Source organism: Marivita geojedonensis (genome assembly GCF_002115805.1).
Lineage (GTDB): Bacteria > Pseudomonadota > Alphaproteobacteria > Rhodobacterales > Rhodobacteraceae > Marivita > Marivita geojedonensis.
This window is the reverse complement of record NZ_JFKC01000029.1, coordinates 1-22,921: the sequence shown is the minus strand read 5'-3', so window position 1 is coordinate 22,921 and position 22,921 is coordinate 1. Positions and strand designations below refer to the sequence as shown.

Sequence of the window (22,921 nt, the reverse complement as noted above, 5' to 3'; positions counted from 1 at the left end):
AGCGCACAGAAACGGTGCAGCAACGTTGCGTCGCTGCGGCACGGGCTGTAATGGCATGTGAAACAAGTCAGGAGGGGTGCCGTGAGCCGAGCTTTTCTATTCCCGGGACAGGGGGCGCAAACCATTGGCATGGGCAAGGATCTGGCCGACGCCTATCCCGGCGCGCGTGCCGTGTTCGAAGCGGTGGACGAGGCGCTGGGCGAAAAGCTGTCTGCCCTGATCTGGGACGGCGACATCGAGACCCTGACTTTGACGGCCAATGCGCAACCTGCGCTGATGGCCACGTCCATCGCCGCGATGCGTGCTTTGGAGGCCGAAGGAGTCGGAATCGACAGCGGGGCTTATGTCGCAGGACACTCGCTGGGGGAGTATTCGGCTCTGACCGCCGCTGGTGCGCTGTCGGTCACGGATGCGGCGCGGCTCCTGCGGGCGCGCGGCACGGCCATGCAGAACGCCGTTCCGGTTGGCGTCGGCGCGATGGCCGCGATCCTCGGTCTGGGGCTGGAGGACGTGCGCAAGGTGGCAGATGACGCAGCTCAGGGCGAGGTCTGCGCGGCGGCCAACGACAACGATCCGGGGCAGGTGGTGGTCTCGGGCCACAAAGCCGCCGTAGAGCGTGCGGTCGATCTGGCGAAAGAGGCCGGCGCGAAACGCGCGGTGCTCTTGCCCGTCAGCGCCCCGTTCCATTGTGCCCTGATGGCACCCGCAGCCGACGCGATGGCCGAGGCTCTGGGCAGCGTGACGATCAATGCGCCGGCCGTTCCGGTGGTCGCCAATGTGCGGGCCGAAGCGGTGAGCGATCCCGAAACCATCCGCGCGCTCTTGGTCGAACAGATCACCGGCGCGGTGCGCTGGCGTGAATCCGTGAGTTGGATGGTGGCGCAGGGCGTCGATGATTTCTGGGAAATCGGCGCGGGCAAGGCGCTGATCGGTATGGTGCGGCGGATCGAACGGTCGGCGGCAACACGTGCGGTGGGATCGGCTGCCGATGTGCAGGCGGCAACGCAAGAGGGCTGATACGCCCGAATTTTTTGGACCTGCGTCCCGAATCTTCGCAGAAGATTCGCCGCGCGCGAGGTTAATATGAGATGAAAAGGACCAGGACATGTTCGATCTGACAGGCAAAACCGCGCTGATCACCGGCGCATCGGGCGGCATCGGTGGCGAGATCGCCCGCGCGTTGCACGCTGCGGGGGCCACGGTGGGTCTTTCCGGCACCCGCACCGAACCGCTTGAGGCGCTCGCTGCCGAATTGGGCGACCGCGCCCATGTCCTGCCGTGCAACCTCAGCGATCCGGAAGCCGTCGCCGCCCTGCCGAAACAGGCAGCGGACGCGATGGGCGGCGTCGATATCCTCGTGAACAATGCGGGCATCGCCCGCGACAATCTCTTCATGCGCATGTCAGACGAGGAATGGCAGTCGGTGATCGACGTGAACCTGACAGCCACCTTCAAGCTCTGCAAAGGCGTGTTGCGCGGCATGATGAAGGCGCGTTGGGGCCGGATCGTGAACATCTCCTCCGTCGTCGGGGCCACCGGCAATCCGGGGCAGGGCAACTATGCGGCGGCCAAAGCCGGCATGGTCGGCATGTCCAAGTCACTGGCCTATGAAGTCGCCAGCCGCGGCATCACCGTGAACGCCGTTGCCCCCGGCTTTATCGAAACCGCGATGACCGACAAGCTGACCGACGACCAGAAATCGTCCATCCTCGGACAGATTCCCTCGGGCCGCATGGGCACCCCCGCCGAGATCGCCGCAGCGGTTCTTTACCTTTCGAGTGCGGAAGCCGCCTATGTTACCGGCACCACGCTGCACGTGAATGGTGGCATGGCAATGCTCTGATATCATGGGGGAAAGCGGCGCTTTGCAGGTGCAGAAACCGCTGAAAAGCCGCATCTTTTCCCCGGAATATCTTTGTATTGAAAGCGTTTGCCATCGCGATCCCATGTGCTATAGCGGCGCAGGTTCTGGACCAGCCCACATTTCGGGGGCACCCATGGTCTGTCGCGCCTCCGGCGGGACGCAAACCGACGCCCGAAAGGGCAAGATCAATTCCGCCCGGGCGAGGGCTAACCCGGCCACCGCGCCGACGAAACTGTGAGGAAGAAAACATGAGCGACGTCGCAGATCGCGTTAAGAAAATTGTTGTCGAGCACCTTGGTGTGGAAGAAGACAAGGTTGTTGAGAATGCGTCCTTCATCGACGATCTCGGCGCAGACAGCCTCGACACGGTCGAGCTGGTGATGGCCTTCGAAGAAGAGTTCGGCATCGAGATCCCGGACGACGCGGCCGAAACCATCCAGACTTTCGGCGATGCGGTGAAGTTCATCAAAGAAGCGCAGTAAGCGTCTGAACTCTCAGATTTTCGAAAAACGCGCTCTGGATCAGGGCGCGTTTTTCTTTTTTGCCTTTTCTGCGATCTTGGCCGCGTTCCAGAGCGCATCCATCTCGGCGAGGTTACTGTCCTTCGGGGTCCGCCCCTCGGCGGCCAATTCGACCTCGATGCTTTCGAACCGGCGGGTGAACTTGGCGTTTGCGGCACGCAGCGCCGCTTCAGGATCAAGGCCCATATGGCGGCCAAGGTTGACCATCACGAAGAGCAGGTCACCGAACTCCTCGAACCGTTCGACCTCGTCCTGCACCTCGCGCAGCTCCTGCGCTTCCTCCACGATCTTGTCCAGAACCTCGTCCGTGGAAGGCCAGTCGAACCCGACCCGCGCCGCACGGTTCTGCAGCTTCAAGGCACGGGTCAGGGCGGGCAGGCCCTTGGCCACGCCATCCAGAACACCTTTCTGTTCCTTGCCCGCACGCTCCGCCGCCTTGATCTTTTCCCAGTCCTGCACCTGCTGTTCGGCAGACTTGTCCCGGCTTTCGTCGCCGAAGACATGCGGGTGTCGCGCTACCATCTTGTCCGAGATCGCGTTGGCCACGTCGTCAAAGCTGAACATGCCAGCCTCTTCGGCCATCTGCGTGTGATAGACTGACTGGAGCAGCAGATCGCCCAATTCGCCCTTCAACTCGTCCCAGGCCTCGCGCTCGATCGCATCGGCCACTTCGTAAGCCTCTTCGATCGTATAGGGGGCAATCGAAGCGAAATCCTGTTCGATGTCCCAGGGGCAGCCCGTTTCCGGGTCACGCAGACGGCGCATGATTTCCAGCAGCCGGGGCATCCCCCCCTTGGGATCATGGATCAGAGCATCACGCATTGCAGGCCTCCGTGCTTCGGGATTAGATGCAGGGATGCGGCATGAGCGCGAAGGAGTCCACCCATGGCCATTGTGAACCGGATCGGTGAGTTCGCCGAGGACATGAAGACATGGCGACGGCACCTGCATATGCACCCCGAGCTGAGCCTCGATTGCCACGAAACGGCGGCATTTGTAGTGGAGCGCCTCAAAGAGTTCGGCGTTGACGAAATACACGAAGGCATTGCGCAGTCGGGTGTTGTGGCGCTGATCCGTGGGCAGGGCGATGGCCCGGTGACCGGGCTGCGCGCCGATATGGACGCGCTTCCGATGGACGAGACCACGGGCGCGGAATGGGCTTCGACCATCCCCGGCAAGATGCACGCCTGCGGCCATGACGGACACACCACCATGCTCTTGGGGGCGGCGCGCTATCTGACGGAGACCCGCAAGTTCAAAGGCACCGTGGCACTGATCTTCCAGCCCGCCGAAGAAACCGTGGGTGGCGGGCGCATCATGGTCGAAGAAGGGATCATGGAGCGGTTCGACATCGAAGAGGTCTATGCGATCCACACCGACCCGTTTGCCGAGGAAGGACAGCTGCGCACCACGCCCGGCCCGATCATGGCAGCGGTGGATGACTTCCACATCACCGTGCGCGGTGTTGGTGGGCACGGGGCCTATCCGGCATCCTGCAAAGACCCGATGCCCTGCGCATTGGCCATTGGGCAGGCGCTGCAAACCATCGTGTCGCGCAACACGGATCCGCTTCTTCCGCTGGTCGTGTCGCTGACCATGATCTCGGGCGGGACCGCAACCAACATCATCCCCGAAACCGTCAAGCTGTCCGGCACGGTGCGCAGCTTCGACGCCGACCTGCGCGACATGGTCGAGCGCCGCATCACCGAGATCGCCGTGGGGCAGGCTGCGAGCTATGGGGTCGCGGTGGAAATCGATTACATCCGCAACTACCCGGCGACGGTGAATCACGAGGCGCAAACCGAATTTGCGGGTCGGGTGGCGCAAGAGGTGGTTGGCCCAGCCAAGACCATCACCGACCTGCGCCCGGAGATGGGGGCCGAGGATTTCTCCTACATGCTCGAAGCCCGGCCCGGTGCGTTTCTGTTTCTGGGGCAGGGGATCGGCCCGTCCTGTCACCATCCTGCGTTCGACTTCAACGACGAGGTGGCGACGATCGGCGCATCGTTCTTCGCGCGTCTCATCGAAACACGGCACGGAGTTTGACCCATGGCGCTTGAAGACGCGAAAAGCCAGATAGACCATGCGTTTACCCGCGATGACCTGAGGGGCGCGAGCTTCGAGAACGTGTTCGGCGGCGCGCCGTCATTCCTGCGCCGGAAATACACCAAGGATTTGCGCGGTGTGGATGTTGCAGTCACCGGCGTGCCCTTCGATCAGGCGGTGACCAACCGCACCGGAACGCGGCTTGGCCCCCGCGCCATCCGAGAGGCGTCGCTGTTGCAGCCCTGCGATGCCCCCTATGGTTGGGGCTACAACGTGCTCGAAGAGTTCGCGATTGCCGATTACGGGGATCTGGCCTTCGACTATGCCAAGACCTTCGAATTCCCTGAAACGCTGAAGAACCACATCGCGGGTATTCTGGCGCAGGATACCGCGACGGTGACGTTGGGGGGCGATCATTCGATCACCCTGCCGATCCTCGAAGCCTATGCCGAGAAATACGGCCCCCTGAGCCTCTTGCAGTTCGACGCCCACACGGACACCTGGGCCGATGACGACATGGAGCGGATCGACCATGGCACCTTCCTCTACAAGGCGGTCAAACTCGGTCTGGTGGACCCTGCGCGGTCGGTCCAGGTGGGCATCCGCACCGACAACCCCGACACGCTGGGTTTCAACATCATCGATGCCCGCGAAATGCATCGTATCGGTCCCGAGGCCGTGGCGGAACGGATCTGTGAGATCCTGAAGGATTACCCGACCTACCTGACCTTCGACATCGACTGCCTCGACCCGGCCTTCGCCCCGGGCACCGGAACACCGGTCTGGGGCGGGCCGTCCAGCGCCGACATGGCGGCGATTCTGCGAAATATCGCCGGGATCGAGTTGATGGGCGGTGATGTGGTTGAAGTCAGCCCGCCGTTCGATACTACGGGCGCAACGGCAATCGCAGGCGCGCATGTGGCGACAGAGATTCTGTGCCTCTGGGGCTGGACCCGCCGGGCCTGAAGTTCAGTACGCGTGTTCAAGGGGCAGGTGCCCCATTGAGGCAAGGATAAGGACGTCGTGAAGGTGTTTTTCTGGGCGGTGGTACTGATTGTTCTGGGTGGTCTGGCGTGGATCCGGTTGGCGCCGTCGGACCCGGCTGTCTGGCATGTTGATCCAAAAGTAACGGCGGATCAGGACCTTGCCGGCGGCGTCCGTCGACGGATCCCGGCAGGCGAAGGCACTTTTGCAGAGCTGGACCGCATCATCCTCGCCACGCCGCGCACCGAAGTGCTGGCTGGCAGCGTGGAAGACGGCAAGGTGACCTATGTCACCCGCTCCAAGTGGATGGGCTTTCCCGATTACACCACCGTCATGCGGAACGAGGATATCCTCGAACTGTTCGCCCGTCTGCGCTTTGGTCAGTCCGATATGGGGGTGAACAAGGCGCGTGTGGACGGCTGGCTCGAGCGTTTGGGGCAATAGACCTTGACCACGGGGCTTTGATGCCCGACAGAACCGCATGATCCCCGAAGACCGCCTGCACCAGATCACATCGCGTTTTGAATACCTTGAGGCCCAGATGGCTGAAGGGTCCGGCGATATTGCCGCCATCGGCAAGGAATATTCCGACCTCCGCCCGGTGGTGGACCAGATCACCGAATGGAAACAGGTCCGCGCCGATATCGCCGAGGCCGAAGCCATGCTCGACGACCCCGAGATGCGGGAACTCGCGCAGGAGGAACTGCCCGCGCTGAAGGCTCGTTTGCCCGAGGTTGAACACGCTCTCCAGCTGGCGCTCTTGCCCAAGGACAAGGCCGACGCGCGCCCGGCGATGCTGGAAATCCGCCCCGGTACTGGCGGCGAAGAGGCGGCGCTGTTCGCCGGTGACCTTCTTCGCATGTACCAGCGCTATTCCGAGGCGCGCGGCTGGCGTTTCGAGATTATCGAGGAACAGGCGACCGAGTTGGGCGGCATCAAGGAAGTGGTGGCCCATATCACCGGTGACAACGTCTTTGCCCGGCTCAAGTTCGAATCCGGTGTGCACCGCGTTCAGCGCGTGCCCGAGACCGAAAGCGGCGGGCGCATTCATACCTCTGCCGCCACTGTCGCCGTTCTGCCCGAGGCCGAGGACGTCGACATCCAGATCAACGCCAACGACCTGCGCATCGACACCATGCGCAGCTCTGGCGCGGGTGGCCAGCACGTCAACACAACCGATTCGGCGGTGCGGATCACGCACATCCCCAGCGGTATCGTCGTGACCAGTTCCGAGAAATCCCAGCACCGCAACCGCGAGATAGCGATGCAGGTGTTGCGCACGCGCCTCTTCGATATGGAGCGGCAAAAGGTCGATGCGGAACGCTCGGCCAATCGCAAATCGCAGGTGGGTTCAGGGGACCGTTCGGAACGCATCCGCACCTATAACTTCCCGCAGGGTCGGTTGACCGACCATCGGATCGGCCTGACGCTCTACAAGCTGGATGCGGTGATGGCAGGCGATCTCGATGAAATCATCGATGCGCTGACCGCCGATGCGCAGGCCACGCTCCTGGCCGAGATGGGGGCATGACAGGGGCCGAGGCGCTGCGGCACGCCGTGGCGCGCCTGAAAGAGGCCGGTATAGACGATCCTGCCCGCGATGCCCGACGCCTGCTGGCGCATGTGCTGGAGGTTCCCTCGGGACGCCTGACACTGGTCCTTCCCGACCCGCTGTCAGAGGATCAGGCGAGGGTTTTCGATGGCCTCATCACCCGCCGCGTGTCGCGCGAACCCGTGTCTCACCTGATCGGGCGTCGAGCGTTCTTTGGCCGGGACTACCTTGTAACCCCCGCCGTCCTCGACCCAAGGCCGGAAACGGAAATCCTTGTGGAACAGGTGCTTGCGGGCCGATTCTCACGTGTTCTCGATCTCGGCGCCGGCTCAGGCTGCATCCTTCTGAGCCTGCTGGCCGAACGGCCCGGAACCACAGGGCTTGCCACCGACCTCAGCGCAGACGCGCTTGCCGTCGCTCGGGAGAACGCACAGGGTCTGGGCCTGTTGGATCGGATCGAATTCGCGCAGGGCGCGTGGTTCGACGCGGTGCCGCAGAACGCCCGGTTCGACCTGATCGTGTCGAACCCGCCCTATATCGCGCTGGACGAAATGCCGTCGCTGGCCCCCGAACTTGCGCATGAGCCGCAGATGGCGCTGACCGACCATGCCGATGGGCTCAGCGCCTATCGGGCGATTACGCAGGGCGCGGGGCTATACCTGGTCCCCGGCGGTCGCCTGATCGTCGAGATCGGTCCGACGCAGGGTACGGCGGTGTCGGCGCTTTTTGTCCGGGCGGGGTTTGGCAATGTGGCTGTCCATCCGGACCTCGATGGCCGCGATCGTGTCGTTTCTGGCGAATTCCTGCTGCAAACCGACCCATAATTGGCAAAATCCGAACCATTCGCGGCAAATTATGCTTGTAAGCGGCGTGCGGACATGATTACTCAGTGACATCGCAGCGGTCGAGGCTGGGTTGACCCCTCACGCGCGATGGTAAGCCCGTACATGGATGCAATTGCACAGGACCCGCGCACGAAGCGCACACAGCAATCGCAAAAACAGCTGAAAGAAGGCTGAAAAGTAACAAATGCGTTCCTCAAACAAACGTTCGCGGAATAAGAACAACCGCAATCGCTCGAATTCCGTCGGCAATGTCGTAAATCGTGTATTTGACAGCTCCGGTCCCGAAGGAAAGGTGCGCGGTACTCCGCAGCAGATCATTGACAAGTACAACCAGCTCGCGCGCGATGCGCAGTTGAGCAACGACCGCGTCAACGCTGAAAACTTCCAGCAGCACGCAGAACATTACATGCGCCTGTTGAGCGAAGCGCAGCGCGAACAGGATGCGCGCCGCGAACAGCAGGAGCGTGAGAACCGCGAACGTCAGGCGCAGCGTGATGCAGACCGTGCAGCGCGCTCCGAACAGGACCAGCCCGGCGATGACCCGGCAAGCGCGCCGCAGCCGGATGTGATCGACACGTCTGCAGAAGACACTGCCGACAGCAATCTGGTCGAGACGCCCGAGGCAAAGGCCGAGGAAAAACCCAAGAAGCCGCGCGCACCGCGCAAGCCGCGCAAGAAGGCCGAACCGCAGGACAGCGCAGCCGAACCTGCGGCAGAGGCGCCGACGCCGGACGCAGCCGAATAAGAAAAAGGCGGGGGCTCCCCCGCCTTTTTTCGTTCTTGGTTTCTGCGCCTGTCAGGCCAGTTGCCGCGCCAGCGCACAGAACCCTTCGACAGACACCCGTTCTGCCCGTTCGGTCGGCGGAATCCCCACGGCGTTCAGATGGTCTTCGATTTCGGGGGACAGCGCCTTGAGTGAGGCACGCAGCATCTTGCGCCGCTGGTTGAACGCGGCGGCGACAACCCGTTCCAGAACCTTTGCATCCGCCTCGAACCGGGGTTTGGGCAGGGCGCGCAGGTGGACCACCGCCGAACTGACCTTCGGGGGCGGCGTAAAGGCTTCGGGGGGCAGGTGCATCGCAATCTGCACATCGCAGCGCCATTGCGCCAACACCGCCAACCGGCCGTAGGCTTTCGATCCCGGCTGCGCCACGATCCGCTCTGCCACCTCTTTCTGGAACATCAGCGTCAGACTGTCCCAGACCGGTGGCCACGTCGCAGGGGTCAGCCAGCGCACCAGAAGTTCGGTACCCACATTGTAAGGCAGGTTGGCGCAAATCGCGATCGGCGGTGTCAGATGCGCCAGCGCGTCCACCTCCAGCGCGTCCCCCTCGATTACCTCGAGCCGTCCCGGATATGCGTCCGCAATCTCGGCCAGCGCAGGCAGGCAGCGTGCGTCTTTCTCGACCGCCAGCACCTTGCGCGCGCCTTCGGCCAGCAGCCCGCGCGTCAGACCGCCGGGGCCGGGCCCGACCTCAAGCACATCCATGCCGGTCAGATCGCCCGCCTGCCGCGCGATCTTGGCGGTCAGGTTCAGGTCCAGCAGAAAGTTCTGCCCCAGCGACTTCTTCGCGCTCAGCCCGTGGATCGCGATCACCTCGCGCAGGGGGGGCAACCCGTCAATCGCCGCCATGACAGCCTCCGGTTACAGAGCGCCACCCCTGCTTCTTCTTTTCGAAAATATGCAAATACCGTTCCATCCGTTTGCGCACCCTTCAGGACCGCGCGCTGGCCATCCGCCAAGCCATCCGCAGCGCCTCGATGGTCGAGGTCGGATTGGCTTTCCCGGTCCCCGCAATATCGAACGCCGTGCCGTGATCCGGCGACGTGCGGATGATCGGCAGGCCCAGCGTGACATTCACGCCCCGGTCGAAATCCAGCGTCTTGATCGGGATCAGCGCCTGATCGTGATACATGCAGATCGCGGCATCATAGCCGGTGCGGGCCGCGGCATGAAACATCGTGTCGGCGGACAGAGGCCCGGCAATCGTCATGCCGTCGGCCCGCAACCGCTCCAGCAACGGGGTGATCACCTCGATCTCTTCGCGCCCCATGCGGCCGCCTTCGCCTGCGTGCGGGTTCAGACCCGCCACCGCCAGCCGGGGCGCACCGATGCCGAACTGCGCCACCAGCGCGTCATGGGTGATGCGGATACGGGTCTCCAGCAACTCCGGCGTCAGCGCGGATGTCACCTCCGACAGCGGAATGTGGATCGTCACCGGCACCACGCGCAGTTGCGGCCCCGCGAGCATCATCACCACATCCTGTGTGTCGCAGAGATGGGCCAGAAACTCGGTATGGCCGGGAAAGCCGAACCCTGCGCCTTCCTGAAGTGCCTGCTTGTGGATCGGCAGCGTGCAGATGCCACCGACCTTCCCGGACGAGGCCAGCGCCACCGCGCGTTCGATCACCGCCACCACGACCTTGGCCTGCGCAGGCTGCGCCACGCCCGGCACGCGCGGACCGTCAAAACGATGCGGCAGGACGGGCAGGGCGGTGCTGTGCGCCGACACTTCATCAGGCGCTGCGATCTCGACCCAGTCGGTGCCTTCGGGCAGGTGCGCCGGATCTCCGATCAGGAAAAACGGCACCTCGCCGCGCAGCGCGTCCCATGCCATACCGGCAAGCTCGGGGCCGATCCCGGCAGGCTCCCCGATGGTCAGGGCAATGGGCGCTGTGGTCATTGCTCGATGATGCGGGCGTCGGCGCGCAGTTGCGACAGATAGCTTTCGGCAAGAGATTGCAGACGCTGGTTGCGCAGGCCCAGGGCAAACTGGTCGCGATCCACATCCTCGCTCATTTCGCCAGTGCGGCCGCAGAGCATCAGAAACACCAGTGTCTGACCGTTCGACCGGGTCAGTGCGGTCGACACCTCGCCGGGGTCGAGCTTGGACAGTTCGAACGCGATGTCGGTCGGGATCTCTGCCGGGGGCAGAGCCTTCCGCTCGAGAACCTCTTCCGGCTGACCTTTGGCGACACCGTAAAGGTCGTCGCAGCGGTCCACCTTGCTTTGCAGCACGCGCGCCTGCGCCAGCGTCGCATCAGACCGCCCGCCCGGCATGTAGTAGGCCGCGTACTCGATGGCAGAGTAGGTCGGCGGGGTGAAGCCGGTTTCTTCGATGCCGCGAAGCTGGAACAGCGCAATGGCATTCGGTATCGGAATCGGGTCCGTCACTTCACCCGGCGCAAGTGCCAGCACCAGCGGGCGCAGGACAGGCGGCAGGTCTTCAAGGTTCTGCCACGGCAGACGGCCCCCGGCACCACGGCTCGCTGTGGCGGAATAGCGCCGCGCCTGCGCGGAGAACTCGGATTCCGATGTGATCTGACTGATCCGTTCGGCCCGTTCGCGCGCGGCTTCGGCCTGCGGCGGCGGGGCGGGCATGATGATTTCCGACAGCAGCACACGCACCGCCGATCCGCCCGACGCGCCCAGCGCGCGGTCGATTTCCGCTTCGGACAGGTTCACCCGCCCGGTAAACCGCGCCTGCACCAGCAGACGCCAGCTGAGACCGGCGCGCACGAAATCGCGGAACGTCTGCGCCGCGACGCCGTTGGCCTCAAGCGCCTGGATGAACTCGTCACGGGTCAGGTTGGCCCGCTGTGCGAACTCCTCCATCCCGTCCAGAACCTCTTCCGGCGTCGGCACGATGCCCGCGGCTTCTGCGGCCTGAATACGCAGCCGGTCATCGATCAACTGCTCGCGGGCCACGTCCTGCGGGTTGCCCGGTGCGTTCAGCACCGTCAGCATCCGGGCGCGCTGTTGCAGCTCGTAGGCCGTCACAACGCTGTCATTGATGCGGATGGCCGGGGCAAAAAGGTTCTGCGCCTCAGCGGTTACAGGGCCAAAGGCCAGCGTTACACCAAGAGCAAGCGCACTCAGTTTGCGGATGGACGTGGTCAGTAGCTGCATGAACGGCGGTACTCCTTGCCGCTGCCGCCGGTGCTGAACCCTGTCAGCGCGACGGTCAGGCCGAAATCGGTAGATGGTTCAAGGTTAGTGGAAGAGGCAAAGCTGCGCGAGACCGAAAAGTCCACCGCGACACATTCGTTGCGGTATTCTGCACCGACACCCGCCCTGAGAAACTGCCCTTCGGCAATGTCGTAGCGGGTTGTGCCGGTTGCGGTCCAGTTCCGGTCGACCTGGTAACGGCCATTCAGCCGCCATTGGGACTGCGCATCTTCACGGTCTTCCAGCGTATCGGTGGTCAACAGAATGTAGGATGCCCCCAGCGCATAGCGGTCGCGGGTCACGTTGGCGCGCATCTCTGCCTTGGTGAAACGGGCGTCGGTGGTGTCGTAAAGCCCACGCGCCAGAAGCTGTATCCCGTTCTTATGTGCAAACTGCCCGGCGATCAGCCAGTCCGACGCGGTACTGTCGAGACCGGACGAGCGGGAGAATGCACCGTCCAGTTCATCGCGCCAGACCCGGCCCAGCGTCAGCGATGCGCGCCAGCCCTCGGGATCCTGCCGCATCCAGCGCAGACCGGCCGCCCCGATCAGACCGCGTTCGCGCCGGTCAGGTGCGGGAAAGCGCGACAGGGCCAACAGGTTGCCCTCGTCAAATTCAACACGTGTGCTTTCGTCATTGGGCACGCCCGAGCGTTCGCCGCCGATCCAGCCAAGCTGTGCGACCGGTTCGAACAGCACCCGTCCGCCGTCTGCCGTCTGATTGACCCAGGGCCAGCGCAGTTCGACCGAGGCCGCAGGGGTCACCTCGGTATAGTCGTCTTCGGCCGTCGCGTCCTGTTCGACAAAGAAATGATCGACCCAAAGCTGAGTGATCGCTCCGGCCCTCAGGCCGCCCGGCAGGGTCCAGCGGTCGCGCCAGCTCAGGTCCAGATTGGCCCGCGCCACATCGCGCCCATCGACCACCAGATCGGCATCGCTGCCGTCAATATCCGTATCGGAATAGCGGTAGTGTCCGTGCAGCTGGAATCCCAGCCTCACCTCGCCCCCCATGCGCTTTGGGAAAAAGCGCCGATTGTAGCGCAGATCGCCGATAATGGTCGGCTGGGTGGCGTTGTTTTCGCCATCCGTCAGGCTTTCGTAGTGGATCAGGCTTGTGGAGAAGAAACTGTCCCGCTTGGCCCGCGACAGAGTCAGCGCACTGTCCAGACGGTCCTTTTTGAATTCGCTGTTGTAGTCGTTGAGGTATGCGTCATCCGACACCGCCTCGATGTCGAAGGACAGGCGGAAATCGCGGGGCAGGCGGAACGCCCCTTCGGCAAAAAGCAGTCCGCGGGCGGTGCCGCTTTCCAGCGTGTCGCGGCTGACCGCGCCGTTCACGGTGATGTCGCCATTCCGGAAAGCGTGCCGGTAGCGCAGTTCAAGCGTTCGGGTGATGGGCGACAGGTAGGGCGTCAGCGTCACGTCGGCATGGTCGCCCAGCGGGATGAAGTAGGGCAGTTTGATCCCGAACCCCAGCAGGGTCGAGGTCTTGAGTTCCGGAATCAGAAAGCCCTGTGCCCGTTTCAACGTCGGATCAGGCAGACGCAGGCGGGGAATGTAGAACACCGGCACACCCAGCACCCGAAGCTGCGCGTCATCGAAATAGATCTGCCGTTCCTCGGAATCGTGTACCACACGGCTGGCCCGGATGGCCCAGAGGGGCGGGCCTTCGCTGCCGCAGACCTGACAGGAGGTCGCCGCGACCTGGCTCATGGCGGTGTAGCGGCCCTCGACCCGTGCCGCACGCGCCGAGGCGATCTGCAACTGCTCGTCCAGCACAAAGCGCGCGCTTTCCAGAAGGCCGTTTTCAAACCCCTGGTCGAGTTCCGCCTGCGTTGCCGTCAGCACGTCACCGTTCGGCTGGGTGATCCTGATCGGCCCCTGTATCTCAAGTGAGTTGTTCGCGCGGTCGTAGATGATCGAGGATGCGGTCAGCCGCGTGCCCTGATGCAGGGCCTCGACGTTTCCTGTCGCAATCAGCCTGTCTCCGCCCTGCTGCACCAGCACCTGATCGGCCAGCAGCATCACGTCACCGGATTGCGCGCGCGCCGGTCCGGACGCAACCGCCAGTGCCAGCAGGACTGCAAACAGGGCGAACCGCATCATCCGTCCTCCCGGTGCAGGATCAGGCCAAGCGCCAGAAGCACCGACGCAAGCGGTGGCACCCAGGCAGCGGCCAGCGGGTTCAGCTGGCCGTTCTCACCCAGAATCTGCGCGAAGTTCCGCACGTAATATAATGAAAAACCAAGAAGAACCGCCGACAGAACAGCAATTCCCGTTCCGCCCATACGGCTGTGCCGCATGGTGAACGCCGCGCCGATCAGCACCATCGAAATCAGGAACACCGGTCGCGCAAGTTCCATCTGCAACCACACCGCGTGGCGCCGCGCCGAAAAGCCCGCGTCTTCGAGATCGGTGATGAAGCCCTGCAACTCCCAGACCGAAATGGCCGAAGGCCGTCCGAACCGGTCCTTGATGCTGTCTTCGGTCAGGGTCGAAGACACGATCAGTTCGTCATGCAGTACCGAATTGGTCTCGGGGTTCACCCCCGCCACCAGTGGCCAGACTTTCGCCTCGCGCAATGTCCACGCGCCGTCCGCCAGTTCTGCCTCTGCTGCCTCGATCCGGCGCACCGGACCGCCGCCTTCAGCATAGGCCACGAACATCACGTCATAAAGAACCGTCCCGTTGGTATTGGCCCGCGCGGCCCGGATCACCGTCTGTCCGCGTGGGTCCGACTGGCGCAGCCACAGCCCTTCTGCCCCGATGGACAGGGCGGACGTGCCGCCATTGCGATAGGTCTCGCGCAGGTCGGAATAGGCTTTCGACGTGGCCGCCACAATCGGGTTGCCCATCGCCACCGCCAGCCCGCCGATCACCGCAGCCACCACAATCGGCCCCACCAGCGCCGCCAGTCCCGACCGCCCCGCTGCGCGGGCCACGACCAGTTCCGACGACCGCGCCAGCGCCACGAAAAGCGCGATGGAGGACAGGATCATCACCAGCGGCAGGATCTGGTACATGCCTTCCGGTGTGTTCAGCAGCGTCAGCTTCATCACCTCGCCAAAGCTCACCGAATTGTCCAGACGCCGGATCTGCTCCACCAGATCGAGAAGCACCTGGAACAGGAAGAAAATCCCGAAGATCGCAAGGAATGTCCAAAGGAAGCGGCGCGCGAAGTAGAGATGCAGGGTCATGCCGACACCTCTGCCGCTGCCGCTTTGCGGGGCTGCCGGAATGGACGCGCTGCCAGATGCAGAACGATGCCCGCCATGACCAGCCCCACCAATGAGGGCAGGTAGACCAACGGCCAGAGCATCGCATTGTTGCGGGTCGGGTCGGTCACCGCGCTTTCGACAAGCTTGACGACAACCAGCAGAAAGATCGCGACGACGATCTGTCGGCCCACTCCAAACCGGCTGAAACTGCCGGTCAGCAGGGTCGAAAACCCGATCAGCGCCGCCACGAGACCCAGCAGCGCCTGCTGGAACCGGCCATGCAGTTCTTCATTGATCCGTGCCAGAGGCACGCTGACCATGTCTGCCATCTCTTGAGGTCGGGTGATCATGTCCCATGTCGGCAGATGCCGGGGCCGCAGGTTGAGGTTCTGATTCTGAACGATCAGGTTGCTGATGTCGTATGTGAAATCCTTGAAAATCGTTGTCGACAGCGTCCGCGTGTCGGTGCGCAGAGTCTGTGCCAGCCCGCTGACCATCACCAGTCGGGGCCCTTCGTCGGCCTGACCGACATAGGCCCGTTCCGCAGTATAGGTCACTTCCCGGTCGTCCCGCCGCCGGTCAGACAGGTACACATCGCGCAACTCGCCTTCGGGGGTGATTTCCCGGATGAAGAAGGTCACGCCGGGGCCGGGGTGCAGGAACGTGCCCTCGCGCAGGAGCCGCGCGCTCACAGATCCGGAAATCTCGACTTCGCGCTCTTTCAGCTGTGCCACAGAGGCGGGAACCAGAAAATGCGTCAGCGCCGACATCATCACCGCCACGATCAGCCCGAACATCAGCACCGGTCGGGACAGCCGCCACGGACTGTACCCGGTGGCCTGAACCACGGTCAGTTCTGAATCCACCATCAGCCGGTTGGTGACATAGACCGCAGCCGCAAACGACGCCATCGGCAGCACCAGCGCAATCACGCTGGGCAGGCTCAGTGCCGTAAATTCGAGAAAGACCGCTGCGGAGTGACCGTCGGCAATAAGCCGGTCAAACAGCACCACCGCCCGGTTGACCCAATAGACCGCCACCAGCACAAGCGAGAAGAACCCAAAGAGGACCATGAGTTGCGACAGCATATATCTGTCGAATCTTGGCAAGGCGGACCCCTTCACACGATATAAAGTGGGCCATCATAGCCCGTCCCCTAGGGTTTGCGGGAAAACCCGCCTCTGGTCAACCGCACGCACCGGCGCTACCCCTATGACAAACACCTGATAGGGAGCAGAACATGGCGGAACTCCGCGCACTGACATTTCAGCCTGTCGATCTCGACGCTCTTGCGACCGCAGAAGGACGGATTGCGGTCTGTATCACCCCCGATCTGAAGCTGACTGCGGGAGCACGTCGGCTCAACCGTCTTGCCAAAGGCGCGATTGCCCGGGCAACCACGTCCGAAGCGTGGGAAAAGCTCGCTGAAGGCAAGGTGATGTCCCTGAACTGGCCATCCGGTCTCGAGGTGGAGGCGGTGGATCTGGTCAAACTGTCCCGACGCCCATCAGCCGACCTGGCGCGCCGTACCGGCGCAGCGCTGGCCGTGGCGGCGGGCGCATCGAAGATGACCCTGCTGATCGAAAGCACGCGCCATCCCGAGGAAATCGCCCTTGGGCTTGTGCTGCGCGGCTATGGCTTTGACGACCACAAGACCAAAAAGGGCGATCCTCTGGGCAAAGCGGTGATCATGTGTACCAAACCGGACGAGGCCCAGGCCGCCGCCGCTCCGCGCCTTGCCGTGGCCGAGGGGGTGCATCTGACCCGCAACCTCGTGAATGAACCGGCGAACGTGCTGACCACGACCGAATTCGCCAAGCGGCTCGAAGCGCTGGGTGGTCTTGGCGTCGAGGTCGAGGTGCTCGAGGAAAAGGAACTCAAGAAGCTTGGCATGGGCGCGCTGCTCTGTGTCGGGCAGGGGTCGGACAGCCCATCCAAGGTGGTCATCATGCGGTGGCGGGGCGGTGCCAAGGGGGACGCACCGCTTGCGCTGATCGGCAAGGGCGTTGTCTTCGACACAGGCGGCATCTCCCTGAAACCCGCCGCCGGCATGGAAGACATGACCATGGATATGGGCGGTGCTGCCGTGGTCGCGGGCGTCATGCATACTGTGGCCCGGCGCAAGGCCAAGGCCAATGTCGTGGGTCTCGTGGGACTGGTGGAAAACATGCCATCGGGCAGCGCCGTGCGCCCCGGTGACGTGGTGACCTCCATGAAAGGCGATACGATCGAAGTCATCAACACCGATGCAGAAGGCCGCCTGGTTCTGTGCGATGTGATGTGGCACGCGCAGGAAAGTGAGAAACCCGCCGCGATGATTGACCTCGCCACCCTGACGGGGGCCTGCATCATCGCGCTGGGGCACGAAAACGCGGCTGTCTACTCGAACGACGATCCGCTTGCTGCGGCGTTCCTGAAAGCGGCTGAGACCGAGACCGAGGGCGCATGGCGGATGCCTCTGGGGCAGGCCTATGATGACATGCTCAAATCCCCTGTGGCCGATATGAAAAACATTGGTGGTCGTCCTGCCGGATCGATCACTGCCGCGCAGTTTCTCAAACGGTTTGTGAAAGAGGAAACACCATGGATTCACTTGGATATAGCGGGCGTTGCTCATGTATCACGTGATCTCGATCTGTCGCCGAAAGGGGCCACCGGCTGGGGCGTGCGGGCGCTGGACCGGCTGATCTCCGACAGGTTCGAGGCGCAGGACTGATCTCATGGGCGCGGCCTATTTCTACCACCTGACGCAAAAGCCACTCGAGGTGACCTTGCCCATGCTTCTGGGCAAGGCGCTTCAGGCCGGGTGGCGCGTCACGGTGCGGGGAACCGATGCCGCGCGGATGGACTGGCTGGATCAGAAGCTGTGGCTGGGGCCGGAAGAGGGGTTCCTGCCACACGGGCTGGCGGGTGGGCCGCATGACGCGGCGCAGCCTGTGCTGCTGACCGTGGCGCATGAGGCAGCAAACGATCCGCAATGCCTGATGGCCGTGGACGGGGCCGAGGTGGCTCCGGACGAGGTGAACCGGTTGGAACGGGTCTGCATCCTCTTCGATGGCAACGATCGCGCAGCGGTCGATGCCGCCCGTGGCCAGTGGCGAACCCTGACCGGAGCAGGATGTTCCGCGCAATACTGGTCCGAAGAATCGGGGCGCTGGGAGAAGAAGGCCGAGGCCTGATTTTGCACGCGTTAACAGAAGGTTAAACGGTCAGAATGCATGACCCATTGTTTCGCGCGCGAAACATTCGGTCCGTTCCGGACCTTTCCGCCAAGCCCCATTGTGACCCCTGACGCTTTGGCCTACGCTTTGCCCCAAACCTGACCTTGAGGGAGGAGAGCAGGCGATGAGCAAGAGCTTCGACATGATCGTGATCGGCGCAGGCCCCGGTGGCTATGTCGCCGCCATCCGGGGCGCACAGCTTGGATTGTCCGTCGCGGTTGTCGAACGCGAACATCTTGGCGGCATCTGCCTCAACTGGGGCTGTATCCCCACGAAGGCCATGCTGCGCACGTCGGAAGTATTCCACCTCATGCACCGCGCCAGGGAATTCGGGCTGAAGGCCGAAGGCATCGGGTACGACCTCGATGCCGTGGTCAAACGCTCGCGCGGGATTGCGAAGCAGTTGAATTCCGGGGTGGGGCATCTGCTGAAGAAGAACAAGGTCACGGTGGTGATGGGCGAGGCCACGATCCCCGCCAAGGGCAAGGTTGAGGTCAAGACGGACAAGGGCGTCGAAGACCTGAGCGCCAAAAACATCGTCATCGCCACCGGCGCCCGTGCGCGGGAACTGCCGGGGCTTGAGGCGGATGGCGAACTGGTCTGGACCTACAAACACGCGCTGGTGCCGAACCGGATGCCGAAAAAGCTTCTGGTGATCGGTTCAGGCGCGATCGGCATCGAATTCGCCAGCTTCTACAACACGCTCGGTGCCGACACGACTGTGGTCGAAGTGATGGACCGCATCCTTCCGGTTGAGGATGCCGAAATCAGCGGTTTCGCAAAGAAACAGTTCGAAAAGCAGGGTATGAAAATCCGCGAAAAGGCGATGGTCAAACGGCTTGATCGCGGCAAGGGCAAAGTCACTGCGCATATCGAACAGGGCGGCGAGGTGACGAAAGAGGGGTTCGACACCGTCATTTCCGCCGTTGGTATCGTTGGCAACACCGAAGGGCTTGGATTGGAGGCCTTGGGCGTGAAGGTTGACCGCACCCATGTGGTGACAGACCCGCATTGCCGCACCGGGGTCGAAGGCGTCTACGCCATCGGAGACATCGCCGGAGCGCCGTGGCTCGCGCACAAAGCCAGCCATGAAGGGGTGATGGTGGCCGAGCTGATCGCCGGCGGTCATCCGCATGCGGTGGAGCCGGACAGCATCGCGGGTTGCACCTATTGCCAGCCGCAGGTGGCCAGCGTCGGCCTGACCGAGGCGCAGGCGAAAGAGAAAGGCTTAGAGGTAAAGGTCGGGCGCTTCCCGTTCATCGGCAATGGCAAAGCGATTGCGCTTGGGGAACCGGAAGGCCTTATCAAGACGGTGTTCGATGCGAAAACCGGCGCGCTTCTGGGCGCGCATATGGTGGGCGCGGAAGTGACCGAGTTGATCCAGGGTTATGTGGTCGGGCGCCAGTTGGAGACCACCGAGGAAGACCTGATGCAGACGGTGTTCCCGCATCCGACTCTGTCAGAGATGATGCACGAGGCGGTGCTGGATGCCTGGGGCCGGGCGATCCATTTTTAGGGCTGGCTTAACCGAATCCTTCTAAGAATTTTCTGGAGGGTCTTGAGATTTTTCGTACGAAAACTCTCGGCCCGCCCCAGAAAATTGTGGGGGCGCGGCATTTGGGGGATCACACGTGCTGCCCGCCATTCACCTCGATCTCGGTGCCGGTGACATAGCCGCTCTGACCCGAACACAGGAAATAGATGACGTCGGCCACTTCGGAGGGCTGACCGAGCCGCCGCATCGGCAGCTTCTCGACGATCTTGTCGGTGCCTTCGCTCAGAATGCTGGTTTCCACCTCACCCGGCGCAATCGCATTCACCCGAACGCCTAAAGGCCCGAAATCATGTGCCATTTCCCGTGTTAATGCAGCGAGCGCTGCTTTGGAGGTGGCATAGGCCGCCCCTGCGAAAGGATGCACGCGTGATCCGGCAATCGATGTGACGTTCACGATGGCGCCCTGCGCCCGTGCAAGTTCATCTTTCAATCCGCGTCCCAGCACTACCGAAGCGAAGAAGTTGACGTGAAACACCTTTCCCCAGTCGCGCAGATCGGTGTCGAGCGTGCTCAAACGTTCGCCCTTGGGGCCTTTCGGGGAAATCCCTGCATTGTTGACCAAGGCATCCAGCTTCCCGCCGTCCAGTCGTTCCTTGACCGTGCGCACCGCCTCCATCGTCTGTTGCGGATCGCTCAGATCGACCTGGATGTGGTTTCGCTCCCCACCCGGCCAGGGGCAGTTCGGGGAGAAGGCCTGTCGTGAACAGCTGATCACGCGCCAGCCTTCGGCGGCGAATTTCTTGACCGTGGCATGGCCAATGCCCCGGCTTGCACCGGTCAGAAGCAGAGTGCGAGGGTGGGAAGACGCGTCTGACATGTGCTCACCCTAGGCGATGTTCTGCAGCGACGCGAGAACCAAAAATCCGGATCAGTCGCGCGCGGCAAAAAATGCGGCGACCCTCGGTTGCAGCCAGGCCCAGATGCGGGGCGCGCCATTGTTGATTTTGGGGCCGATCCGGGTTTCGAACATGTCCAGCGTCACGTTGTAGTCGATCCAGGAGCCGCCACCCGAGGCGAGGTTCTGCATCGGCGGCTGCATCCGGTCGATGGATTTGGCGAACTGCGCTTCAGGGGTTTCGTTGGCTTCGAACTCGTCCCAGAGCGCGCGGAATGCCCGCGCCTGATCCTCGGGCAGCAGGCCGAAGATCCGGTCGGCCGCAGCGGATTCGCGGGCGGCGAGCGCTTCGGCATCGTGGTCTCCGAACACCGGCGCATCCCCGGCGTCGATTTCGACAAGATCATGCAGGAGCAGCATCTTCAGAATGCGCCCGGTGTCGAGGTCGGTTTCGGAGTGTTCGGCCAGCACCAATGCATAGAGCGCGATGTGCCACGAATGTTCGGCGCTGTTTTCCATGCGCGAGCCGTCGCAGAGCGTGGTTGCGCGCAGCACCGATTTCAGACGGTCCGCTTCGGTCAGGAACGCCAGTTGCTGGTCCAGGCGGGACATGGCACCTCTTCGGGATGATCCATCGGGACGGCCGCGGCTCAGTTCTCCGGCTGCGGTTCGCCCCTTTGGTGGCTTTCGATGCGGGCGCGGATAAAGGCGCGGGCCTTGCGTTCGGCAAGGCGCACGCGGATGGCCGTGAGATAGGCCTCTTCCAGCGTGGTCGATGCCGCGCCCAGTTCCGCCGCGACTTCCATGAAGAAGCGGTCGTTGTTCAGGTGCTTCATCGCCTTCAGCGTATCGTCGGCGAGCTTTTCAGCGAGGTCTTCGACCATCGTCGACATGATGCGATCCTCAGCGGCTGTTTTCGGTCAGGCGGCGTTTCACATAGGTGGTCACGTGATCGATCATCGTGTCCATATGCGGTTCCTTGAAGAAATGGTCCGCACCCTCGATCTCGGTATGGGTGACGGTGATGCCTTTCTGCTCGGACAGCTTGTTGACCAGCGCGGTGGTGTCGGCAGGCGGTGCAACCCGGTCGCCGGTCCCGTTGATGATCAGGCCCGAAGACGGGCAGGGTGCCAGGAACGAGAAGTCGTACATGTTGGCGGGCGGGCTGACCGAGATGAAGCCGGTGATCTCGGGGCGGCGCATCAGAAGCTGCATGCCGATCCAGGCGCCAAAGCTGAAGCCTGCGACCCAGCAGTGCTTGGAGTTGTTGTTCATTGACTGGAGGTAGTCCAGCGCGGAGGCGGCATCGGACAACTCGCCAATCCCCTGATCGTATTCGCCCTGGCTGCGCCCGACGCCGCGGAAATTGAAGCGCAGCACGGTGAAGCCCATGTTGTAGAAGGCGTAATGCAGGTTGTAGACCACCTTGTTGTTCATCGTCCCGCCGAACTGCGGGTGGGGATGCAGGATGATCGCGATCGGTGCATCGCTTTCCTTCTGCGGGTGGTAGCGGCCTTCGAGGCGGCCTTCGGGTCCGGGAAAAATCACCTCGGGCATAGGCGGTGGTGGCTCCTGACTGGGCACGGGCGAGGCTGCGGGGTTAATCTTGACAGCTTCACTCAGGCTTCTTAGAACAATTCTAAATCCGGAGGGTTCCGGAAATGGTTATCCGCACATAGGCAATCGGCCCTTCAAGGTCAATTGTGTCGCAGGGTTGTTTGGGGGACAGCCATGAAACTGAGTACAAAAGGCCGGTATGCGATGGTTGCCCTGGCGGACATCGCCTTGCAGCCGGACGGCACGCTTGTGACCCTGGGCGATATCGCGCAGCGGCAGGACGTGTCCTTGCCGTATCTCGAACAGCTTTTCGTCAAGCTGCGCCGGGCCGGGCTGGTCACATCTGTGCGCGGGCCGGGGGGCGGCTACCGTCTTGCCAAACCGGCGAGCGAGATTCGGGTGGTGGACGTGCTGTCGGCGGTGGATGAGACGGTCGATGCGATGCACAAGGGCGCGGGTGCGTCGGGCGGGCTGTCGGGCAGTCGGGCGCAATCCATGACCAATCGCCTTTGGGAAGGGCTGTCGGCGCATGTTTATGTGTTTCTGCACCAGACCCGGTTGTCGGATGTCGTGGGCAATACGCTGGCGCCCTGTCCGGCGGTGCCGAACCTTTTTGCCGTGGTGGATGACTGATGGGATCGCATTGGCTGCGCCAATCCGATGGGCAGGGGGCGCTGCCCCCTCTTGGCCTGCGGCCAATTCACCCCCGAGGTATATGGGGCCCAAAGATGCCGGGGGCGGTTTGAGTGGGGCGGGTTTACCTTGATCACAACGC

Annotated in this window: 24 protein-coding genes; 13 read left to right on the top strand and 11 right to left on the bottom strand. The window is 63.0% G+C overall.

Features of this window, described 5'->3' with window-relative positions:
* Window positions 1-81: 81 nt before the first annotated feature.
* The 3 genes from fabD (at window position 82) to MGEO_RS18835 (ending at window position 2,346) form a co-directional block, all read left to right on the top strand.
* Window positions 82-1,017, top strand: a complete 936-nt coding sequence (gene fabD, locus MGEO_RS18845; RefSeq protein WP_085641291.1) for an ACP S-malonyltransferase — start codon at window positions 82-84, stop codon at window positions 1,015-1,017.
* Window positions 1,018-1,105: 88 nt separating this feature from the next.
* Window positions 1,106-1,843 carry a 3-oxoacyl-[acyl-carrier-protein] reductase gene (fabG, locus tag MGEO_RS18840; RefSeq protein WP_085641289.1) on the top strand — a complete coding sequence of 246 codons (738 nt, stop codon included), beginning with the start codon at window positions 1,106-1,108 and terminating at the stop codon, window positions 1,841-1,843.
* A gap of 269 nt (window positions 1,844-2,112) precedes the next feature.
* On the top strand, window positions 2,113-2,346 hold the full coding sequence (locus MGEO_RS18835; protein WP_085641287.1) for an acyl carrier protein: 234 nt from the start codon (window positions 2,113-2,115) through the stop codon (window positions 2,344-2,346).
* 39 nt (window positions 2,347-2,385) lie between these two features.
* Here MGEO_RS18835 and mazG read toward each other — a convergent pair whose 3' ends face one another.
* Window positions 2,386-3,207 carry a nucleoside triphosphate pyrophosphohydrolase gene (gene mazG, locus MGEO_RS18830; RefSeq protein ID WP_085641285.1) on the bottom strand — a complete coding sequence of 274 codons (822 nt, stop codon included), beginning with the start codon at window positions 3,205-3,207 and terminating at the stop codon, window positions 2,386-2,388.
* Window positions 3,208-3,270: 63 nt separating this feature from the next.
* Between mazG and MGEO_RS18825 the strand changes: the two genes are divergently transcribed.
* From MGEO_RS18825 to MGEO_RS18800, 6 genes are all read left to right on the top strand, one after another.
* Entirely contained in the window at window positions 3,271-4,431 is a 1,161-nt protein-coding gene (locus tag MGEO_RS18825) for a M20 aminoacylase family protein (RefSeq protein ID WP_085641283.1), read from the top strand.
* A 3-nt stretch (window positions 4,432-4,434) separates the two neighbouring features.
* Window positions 4,435-5,397 carry an agmatinase gene (gene speB, locus MGEO_RS18820; RefSeq protein ID WP_085641281.1) on the top strand — a complete coding sequence of 321 codons (963 nt, stop codon included), beginning with the start codon at window positions 4,435-4,437 and terminating at the stop codon, window positions 5,395-5,397.
* A gap of 63 nt (window positions 5,398-5,460) precedes the next feature.
* On the top strand, window positions 5,461-5,859 hold the full coding sequence (locus MGEO_RS18815; RefSeq protein WP_408607529.1) for a DUF1499 domain-containing protein: 399 nt from the start codon (window positions 5,461-5,463) through the stop codon (window positions 5,857-5,859).
* A 37-nt stretch (window positions 5,860-5,896) separates the two neighbouring features.
* Entirely contained in the window at window positions 5,897-6,946 is a 1,050-nt protein-coding gene (gene prfA, locus MGEO_RS18810; RefSeq protein WP_085641277.1) for a peptide chain release factor 1, read from the top strand.
* Entirely contained in the window at window positions 6,943-7,791 is an 849-nt protein-coding gene (gene prmC, locus MGEO_RS18805) for a peptide chain release factor N(5)-glutamine methyltransferase (RefSeq protein ID WP_085641275.1), read from the top strand. The genes prfA and prmC overlap by 4 nt, the downstream gene beginning before the upstream one ends.
* Window positions 7,792-7,996: 205 nt before the next feature.
* A complete protein-coding gene (locus MGEO_RS18800) occupies window positions 7,997-8,557 on the top strand; it encodes a DUF4167 domain-containing protein (RefSeq protein ID WP_085641273.1) in 561 nt (186 codons plus the stop codon).
* Between the two features lie 51 nt (window positions 8,558-8,608).
* On the opposite strand, the gene rsmA is transcribed toward MGEO_RS18800, so the two are convergent.
* The 6 genes from rsmA to lptF all read right to left on the bottom strand — a co-directional run bounded on the left by rsmA (window position 8,609) and on the right by lptF (window position 16,066).
* The gene (rsmA, locus tag MGEO_RS18795) at window positions 8,609-9,445 is read right to left on the bottom strand and encodes a 16S rRNA (adenine(1518)-N(6)/adenine(1519)-N(6))-dimethyltransferase RsmA (protein WP_085641271.1); all 837 of its coding nucleotides are present in this window, start codon (window positions 9,443-9,445) and stop codon (window positions 8,609-8,611) included.
* An 82-nt stretch (window positions 9,446-9,527) separates the two neighbouring features.
* Window positions 9,528-10,496, bottom strand: coding sequence for a 4-hydroxythreonine-4-phosphate dehydrogenase PdxA (gene pdxA / locus MGEO_RS18790; RefSeq protein WP_085641269.1), 969 nt, complete (start codon window positions 10,494-10,496; stop codon window positions 9,528-9,530).
* Entirely contained in the window at window positions 10,493-11,722 is a 1,230-nt protein-coding gene (locus tag MGEO_RS18785; protein ID WP_085641268.1) for a peptidylprolyl isomerase, read from the bottom strand. Before MGEO_RS18785 ends, pdxA begins: the two co-directional genes overlap by 4 nt.
* Window positions 11,710-13,866 (bottom strand): LPS-assembly protein LptD, encoded by a 2,157-nt coding sequence (locus tag MGEO_RS18780; protein ID WP_233140008.1) that lies wholly within the window; start codon window positions 13,864-13,866, stop codon window positions 11,710-11,712. The genes MGEO_RS18785 and MGEO_RS18780 overlap by 13 nt, the downstream gene beginning before the upstream one ends.
* Complete coding sequence (gene lptG / locus MGEO_RS18775) at window positions 13,863-14,957, bottom strand: LPS export ABC transporter permease LptG (RefSeq protein ID WP_085641264.1); 1,095 nt, start codon at window positions 14,955-14,957, stop codon at window positions 13,863-13,865. The genes MGEO_RS18780 and lptG overlap by 4 nt, the downstream gene beginning before the upstream one ends.
* On the bottom strand, window positions 14,954-16,066 hold the full coding sequence (lptF, locus tag MGEO_RS18770) for an LPS export ABC transporter permease LptF (RefSeq protein ID WP_085641262.1): 1,113 nt from the start codon (window positions 16,064-16,066) through the stop codon (window positions 14,954-14,956). Before lptF ends, lptG begins: the two co-directional genes overlap by 4 nt.
* Window positions 16,067-16,218: 152 nt before the next feature.
* Here lptF and MGEO_RS18765 point away from each other — a divergent pair, with 152 nt between their 5' ends.
* From MGEO_RS18765 to lpdA, 3 genes are all read left to right on the top strand, one after another.
* Window positions 16,219-17,694 (top strand): leucyl aminopeptidase, encoded by a 1,476-nt coding sequence (locus MGEO_RS18765; RefSeq protein WP_085641260.1) that lies wholly within the window; start codon window positions 16,219-16,221, stop codon window positions 17,692-17,694.
* A gap of 4 nt (window positions 17,695-17,698) precedes the next feature.
* Window positions 17,699-18,157, top strand: coding sequence for a DNA polymerase III subunit chi (locus MGEO_RS18760; RefSeq protein WP_085641258.1), 459 nt, complete (start codon window positions 17,699-17,701; stop codon window positions 18,155-18,157).
* Window positions 18,158-18,323: 166 nt separating this feature from the next.
* On the top strand, window positions 18,324-19,715 hold the full coding sequence (lpdA, locus tag MGEO_RS18755) for a dihydrolipoyl dehydrogenase (RefSeq protein WP_085641256.1): 1,392 nt from the start codon (window positions 18,324-18,326) through the stop codon (window positions 19,713-19,715).
* Window positions 19,716-19,824: 109 nt separating this feature from the next.
* On the opposite strand, the gene MGEO_RS18750 is transcribed toward lpdA, so the two are convergent.
* From MGEO_RS18750 to MGEO_RS18735, 4 genes are read right to left on the bottom strand one after another with little or no spacing between them, the layout of a single operon-like run.
* Window positions 19,825-20,571 (bottom strand): SDR family NAD(P)-dependent oxidoreductase, encoded by a 747-nt coding sequence (locus MGEO_RS18750; protein ID WP_085641253.1) that lies wholly within the window; start codon window positions 20,569-20,571, stop codon window positions 19,825-19,827.
* A gap of 51 nt (window positions 20,572-20,622) precedes the next feature.
* Window positions 20,623-21,201: an HD domain-containing protein gene (locus MGEO_RS18745; RefSeq protein WP_085641251.1), complete on the bottom strand. Its 579-nt coding sequence runs from the start codon at window positions 21,199-21,201 to the stop codon at window positions 20,623-20,625.
* A gap of 38 nt (window positions 21,202-21,239) precedes the next feature.
* Window positions 21,240-21,482, bottom strand: coding sequence for a hypothetical protein (locus MGEO_RS18740; protein ID WP_085641249.1), 243 nt, complete (start codon window positions 21,480-21,482; stop codon window positions 21,240-21,242).
* Window positions 21,483-21,492: 10 nt separating this feature from the next.
* A complete protein-coding gene (locus MGEO_RS18735) occupies window positions 21,493-22,146 on the bottom strand; it encodes an alpha/beta hydrolase (RefSeq protein ID WP_085641247.1) in 654 nt (217 codons plus the stop codon).
* Between the two features lie 174 nt (window positions 22,147-22,320).
* Here MGEO_RS18735 and iscR point away from each other — a divergent pair, with 174 nt between their 5' ends.
* A complete protein-coding gene (gene iscR / locus MGEO_RS18730) occupies window positions 22,321-22,779 on the top strand; it encodes a Fe-S cluster assembly transcriptional regulator IscR (RefSeq protein WP_085641245.1) in 459 nt (152 codons plus the stop codon).
* The last annotated feature ends 142 nt before the right edge of the window (window positions 22,780-22,921 follow it).

Bases quoted from the DNA above. Each gene is read 5' to 3' on its own strand.
- speB (WP_085641281.1), top strand. From the start codon at position 4,435: ATGGCGCTTGAAGACGCGAAAAGCCAGATAGACCATGCGTTTACCCGC.
- lptG (WP_085641264.1), bottom strand. From the start codon at position 14,957: ATGACCCTGCATCTCTACTTCGCGCGCCGCTTCCTTTGGACATTCCTT.
- MGEO_RS18740 (WP_085641249.1), bottom strand. From the start codon at position 21,482: ATGTCGACGATGGTCGAAGACCTCGCTGAAAAGCTCGCCGACGATACG.
- MGEO_RS18735 (WP_085641247.1), bottom strand. From the start codon at position 22,146: ATGCCCGAGGTGATTTTTCCCGGACCCGAAGGCCGCCTCGAAGGCCGC.
- lpdA (WP_085641256.1), top strand. From the start codon at position 18,324: ATGAGCAAGAGCTTCGACATGATCGTGATCGGCGCAGGCCCCGGTGGC.
- lptF (WP_085641262.1), bottom strand. From the start codon at position 16,066: ATGCTGTCGCAACTCATGGTCCTCTTTGGGTTCTTCTCGCTTGTGCTG.
- MGEO_RS18760 (WP_085641258.1), top strand. From the start codon at position 17,699: ATGGGCGCGGCCTATTTCTACCACCTGACGCAAAAGCCACTCGAGGTG.
- MGEO_RS18765 (WP_085641260.1), top strand. From the start codon at position 16,219: ATGGCGGAACTCCGCGCACTGACATTTCAGCCTGTCGATCTCGACGCT.
- mazG (WP_085641285.1), bottom strand. From the start codon at position 3,207: ATGCGTGATGCTCTGATCCATGATCCCAAGGGGGGGATGCCCCGGCTG.
- MGEO_RS18745 (WP_085641251.1), bottom strand. From the start codon at position 21,201: ATGTCCCGCCTGGACCAGCAACTGGCGTTCCTGACCGAAGCGGACCGT.
- MGEO_RS18750 (WP_085641253.1), bottom strand. From the start codon at position 20,571: ATGTCAGACGCGTCTTCCCACCCTCGCACTCTGCTTCTGACCGGTGCA.
- MGEO_RS18780 (WP_233140008.1), bottom strand. From the start codon at position 13,866: ATGATGCGGTTCGCCCTGTTTGCAGTCCTGCTGGCACTGGCGGTTGCG.
- prfA (WP_085641277.1), top strand. From the start codon at position 5,897: ATGATCCCCGAAGACCGCCTGCACCAGATCACATCGCGTTTTGAATAC.
- pdxA (WP_085641269.1), bottom strand. From the start codon at position 10,496: ATGACCACAGCGCCCATTGCCCTGACCATCGGGGAGCCTGCCGGGATC.
- prmC (WP_085641275.1), top strand. From the start codon at position 6,943: ATGACAGGGGCCGAGGCGCTGCGGCACGCCGTGGCGCGCCTGAAAGAG.
- iscR (WP_085641245.1), top strand. From the start codon at position 22,321: ATGAAACTGAGTACAAAAGGCCGGTATGCGATGGTTGCCCTGGCGGAC.
- MGEO_RS18785 (WP_085641268.1), bottom strand. From the start codon at position 11,722: ATGCAGCTACTGACCACGTCCATCCGCAAACTGAGTGCGCTTGCTCTT.
- fabG (WP_085641289.1), top strand. From the start codon at position 1,106: ATGTTCGATCTGACAGGCAAAACCGCGCTGATCACCGGCGCATCGGGC.
- MGEO_RS18825 (WP_085641283.1), top strand. From the start codon at position 3,271: ATGGCCATTGTGAACCGGATCGGTGAGTTCGCCGAGGACATGAAGACA.
- MGEO_RS18800 (WP_085641273.1), top strand. From the start codon at position 7,997: ATGCGTTCCTCAAACAAACGTTCGCGGAATAAGAACAACCGCAATCGC.
- MGEO_RS18835 (WP_085641287.1), top strand. From the start codon at position 2,113: ATGAGCGACGTCGCAGATCGCGTTAAGAAAATTGTTGTCGAGCACCTT.
- rsmA (WP_085641271.1), bottom strand. From the start codon at position 9,445: ATGGCGGCGATTGACGGGTTGCCCCCCCTGCGCGAGGTGATCGCGATC.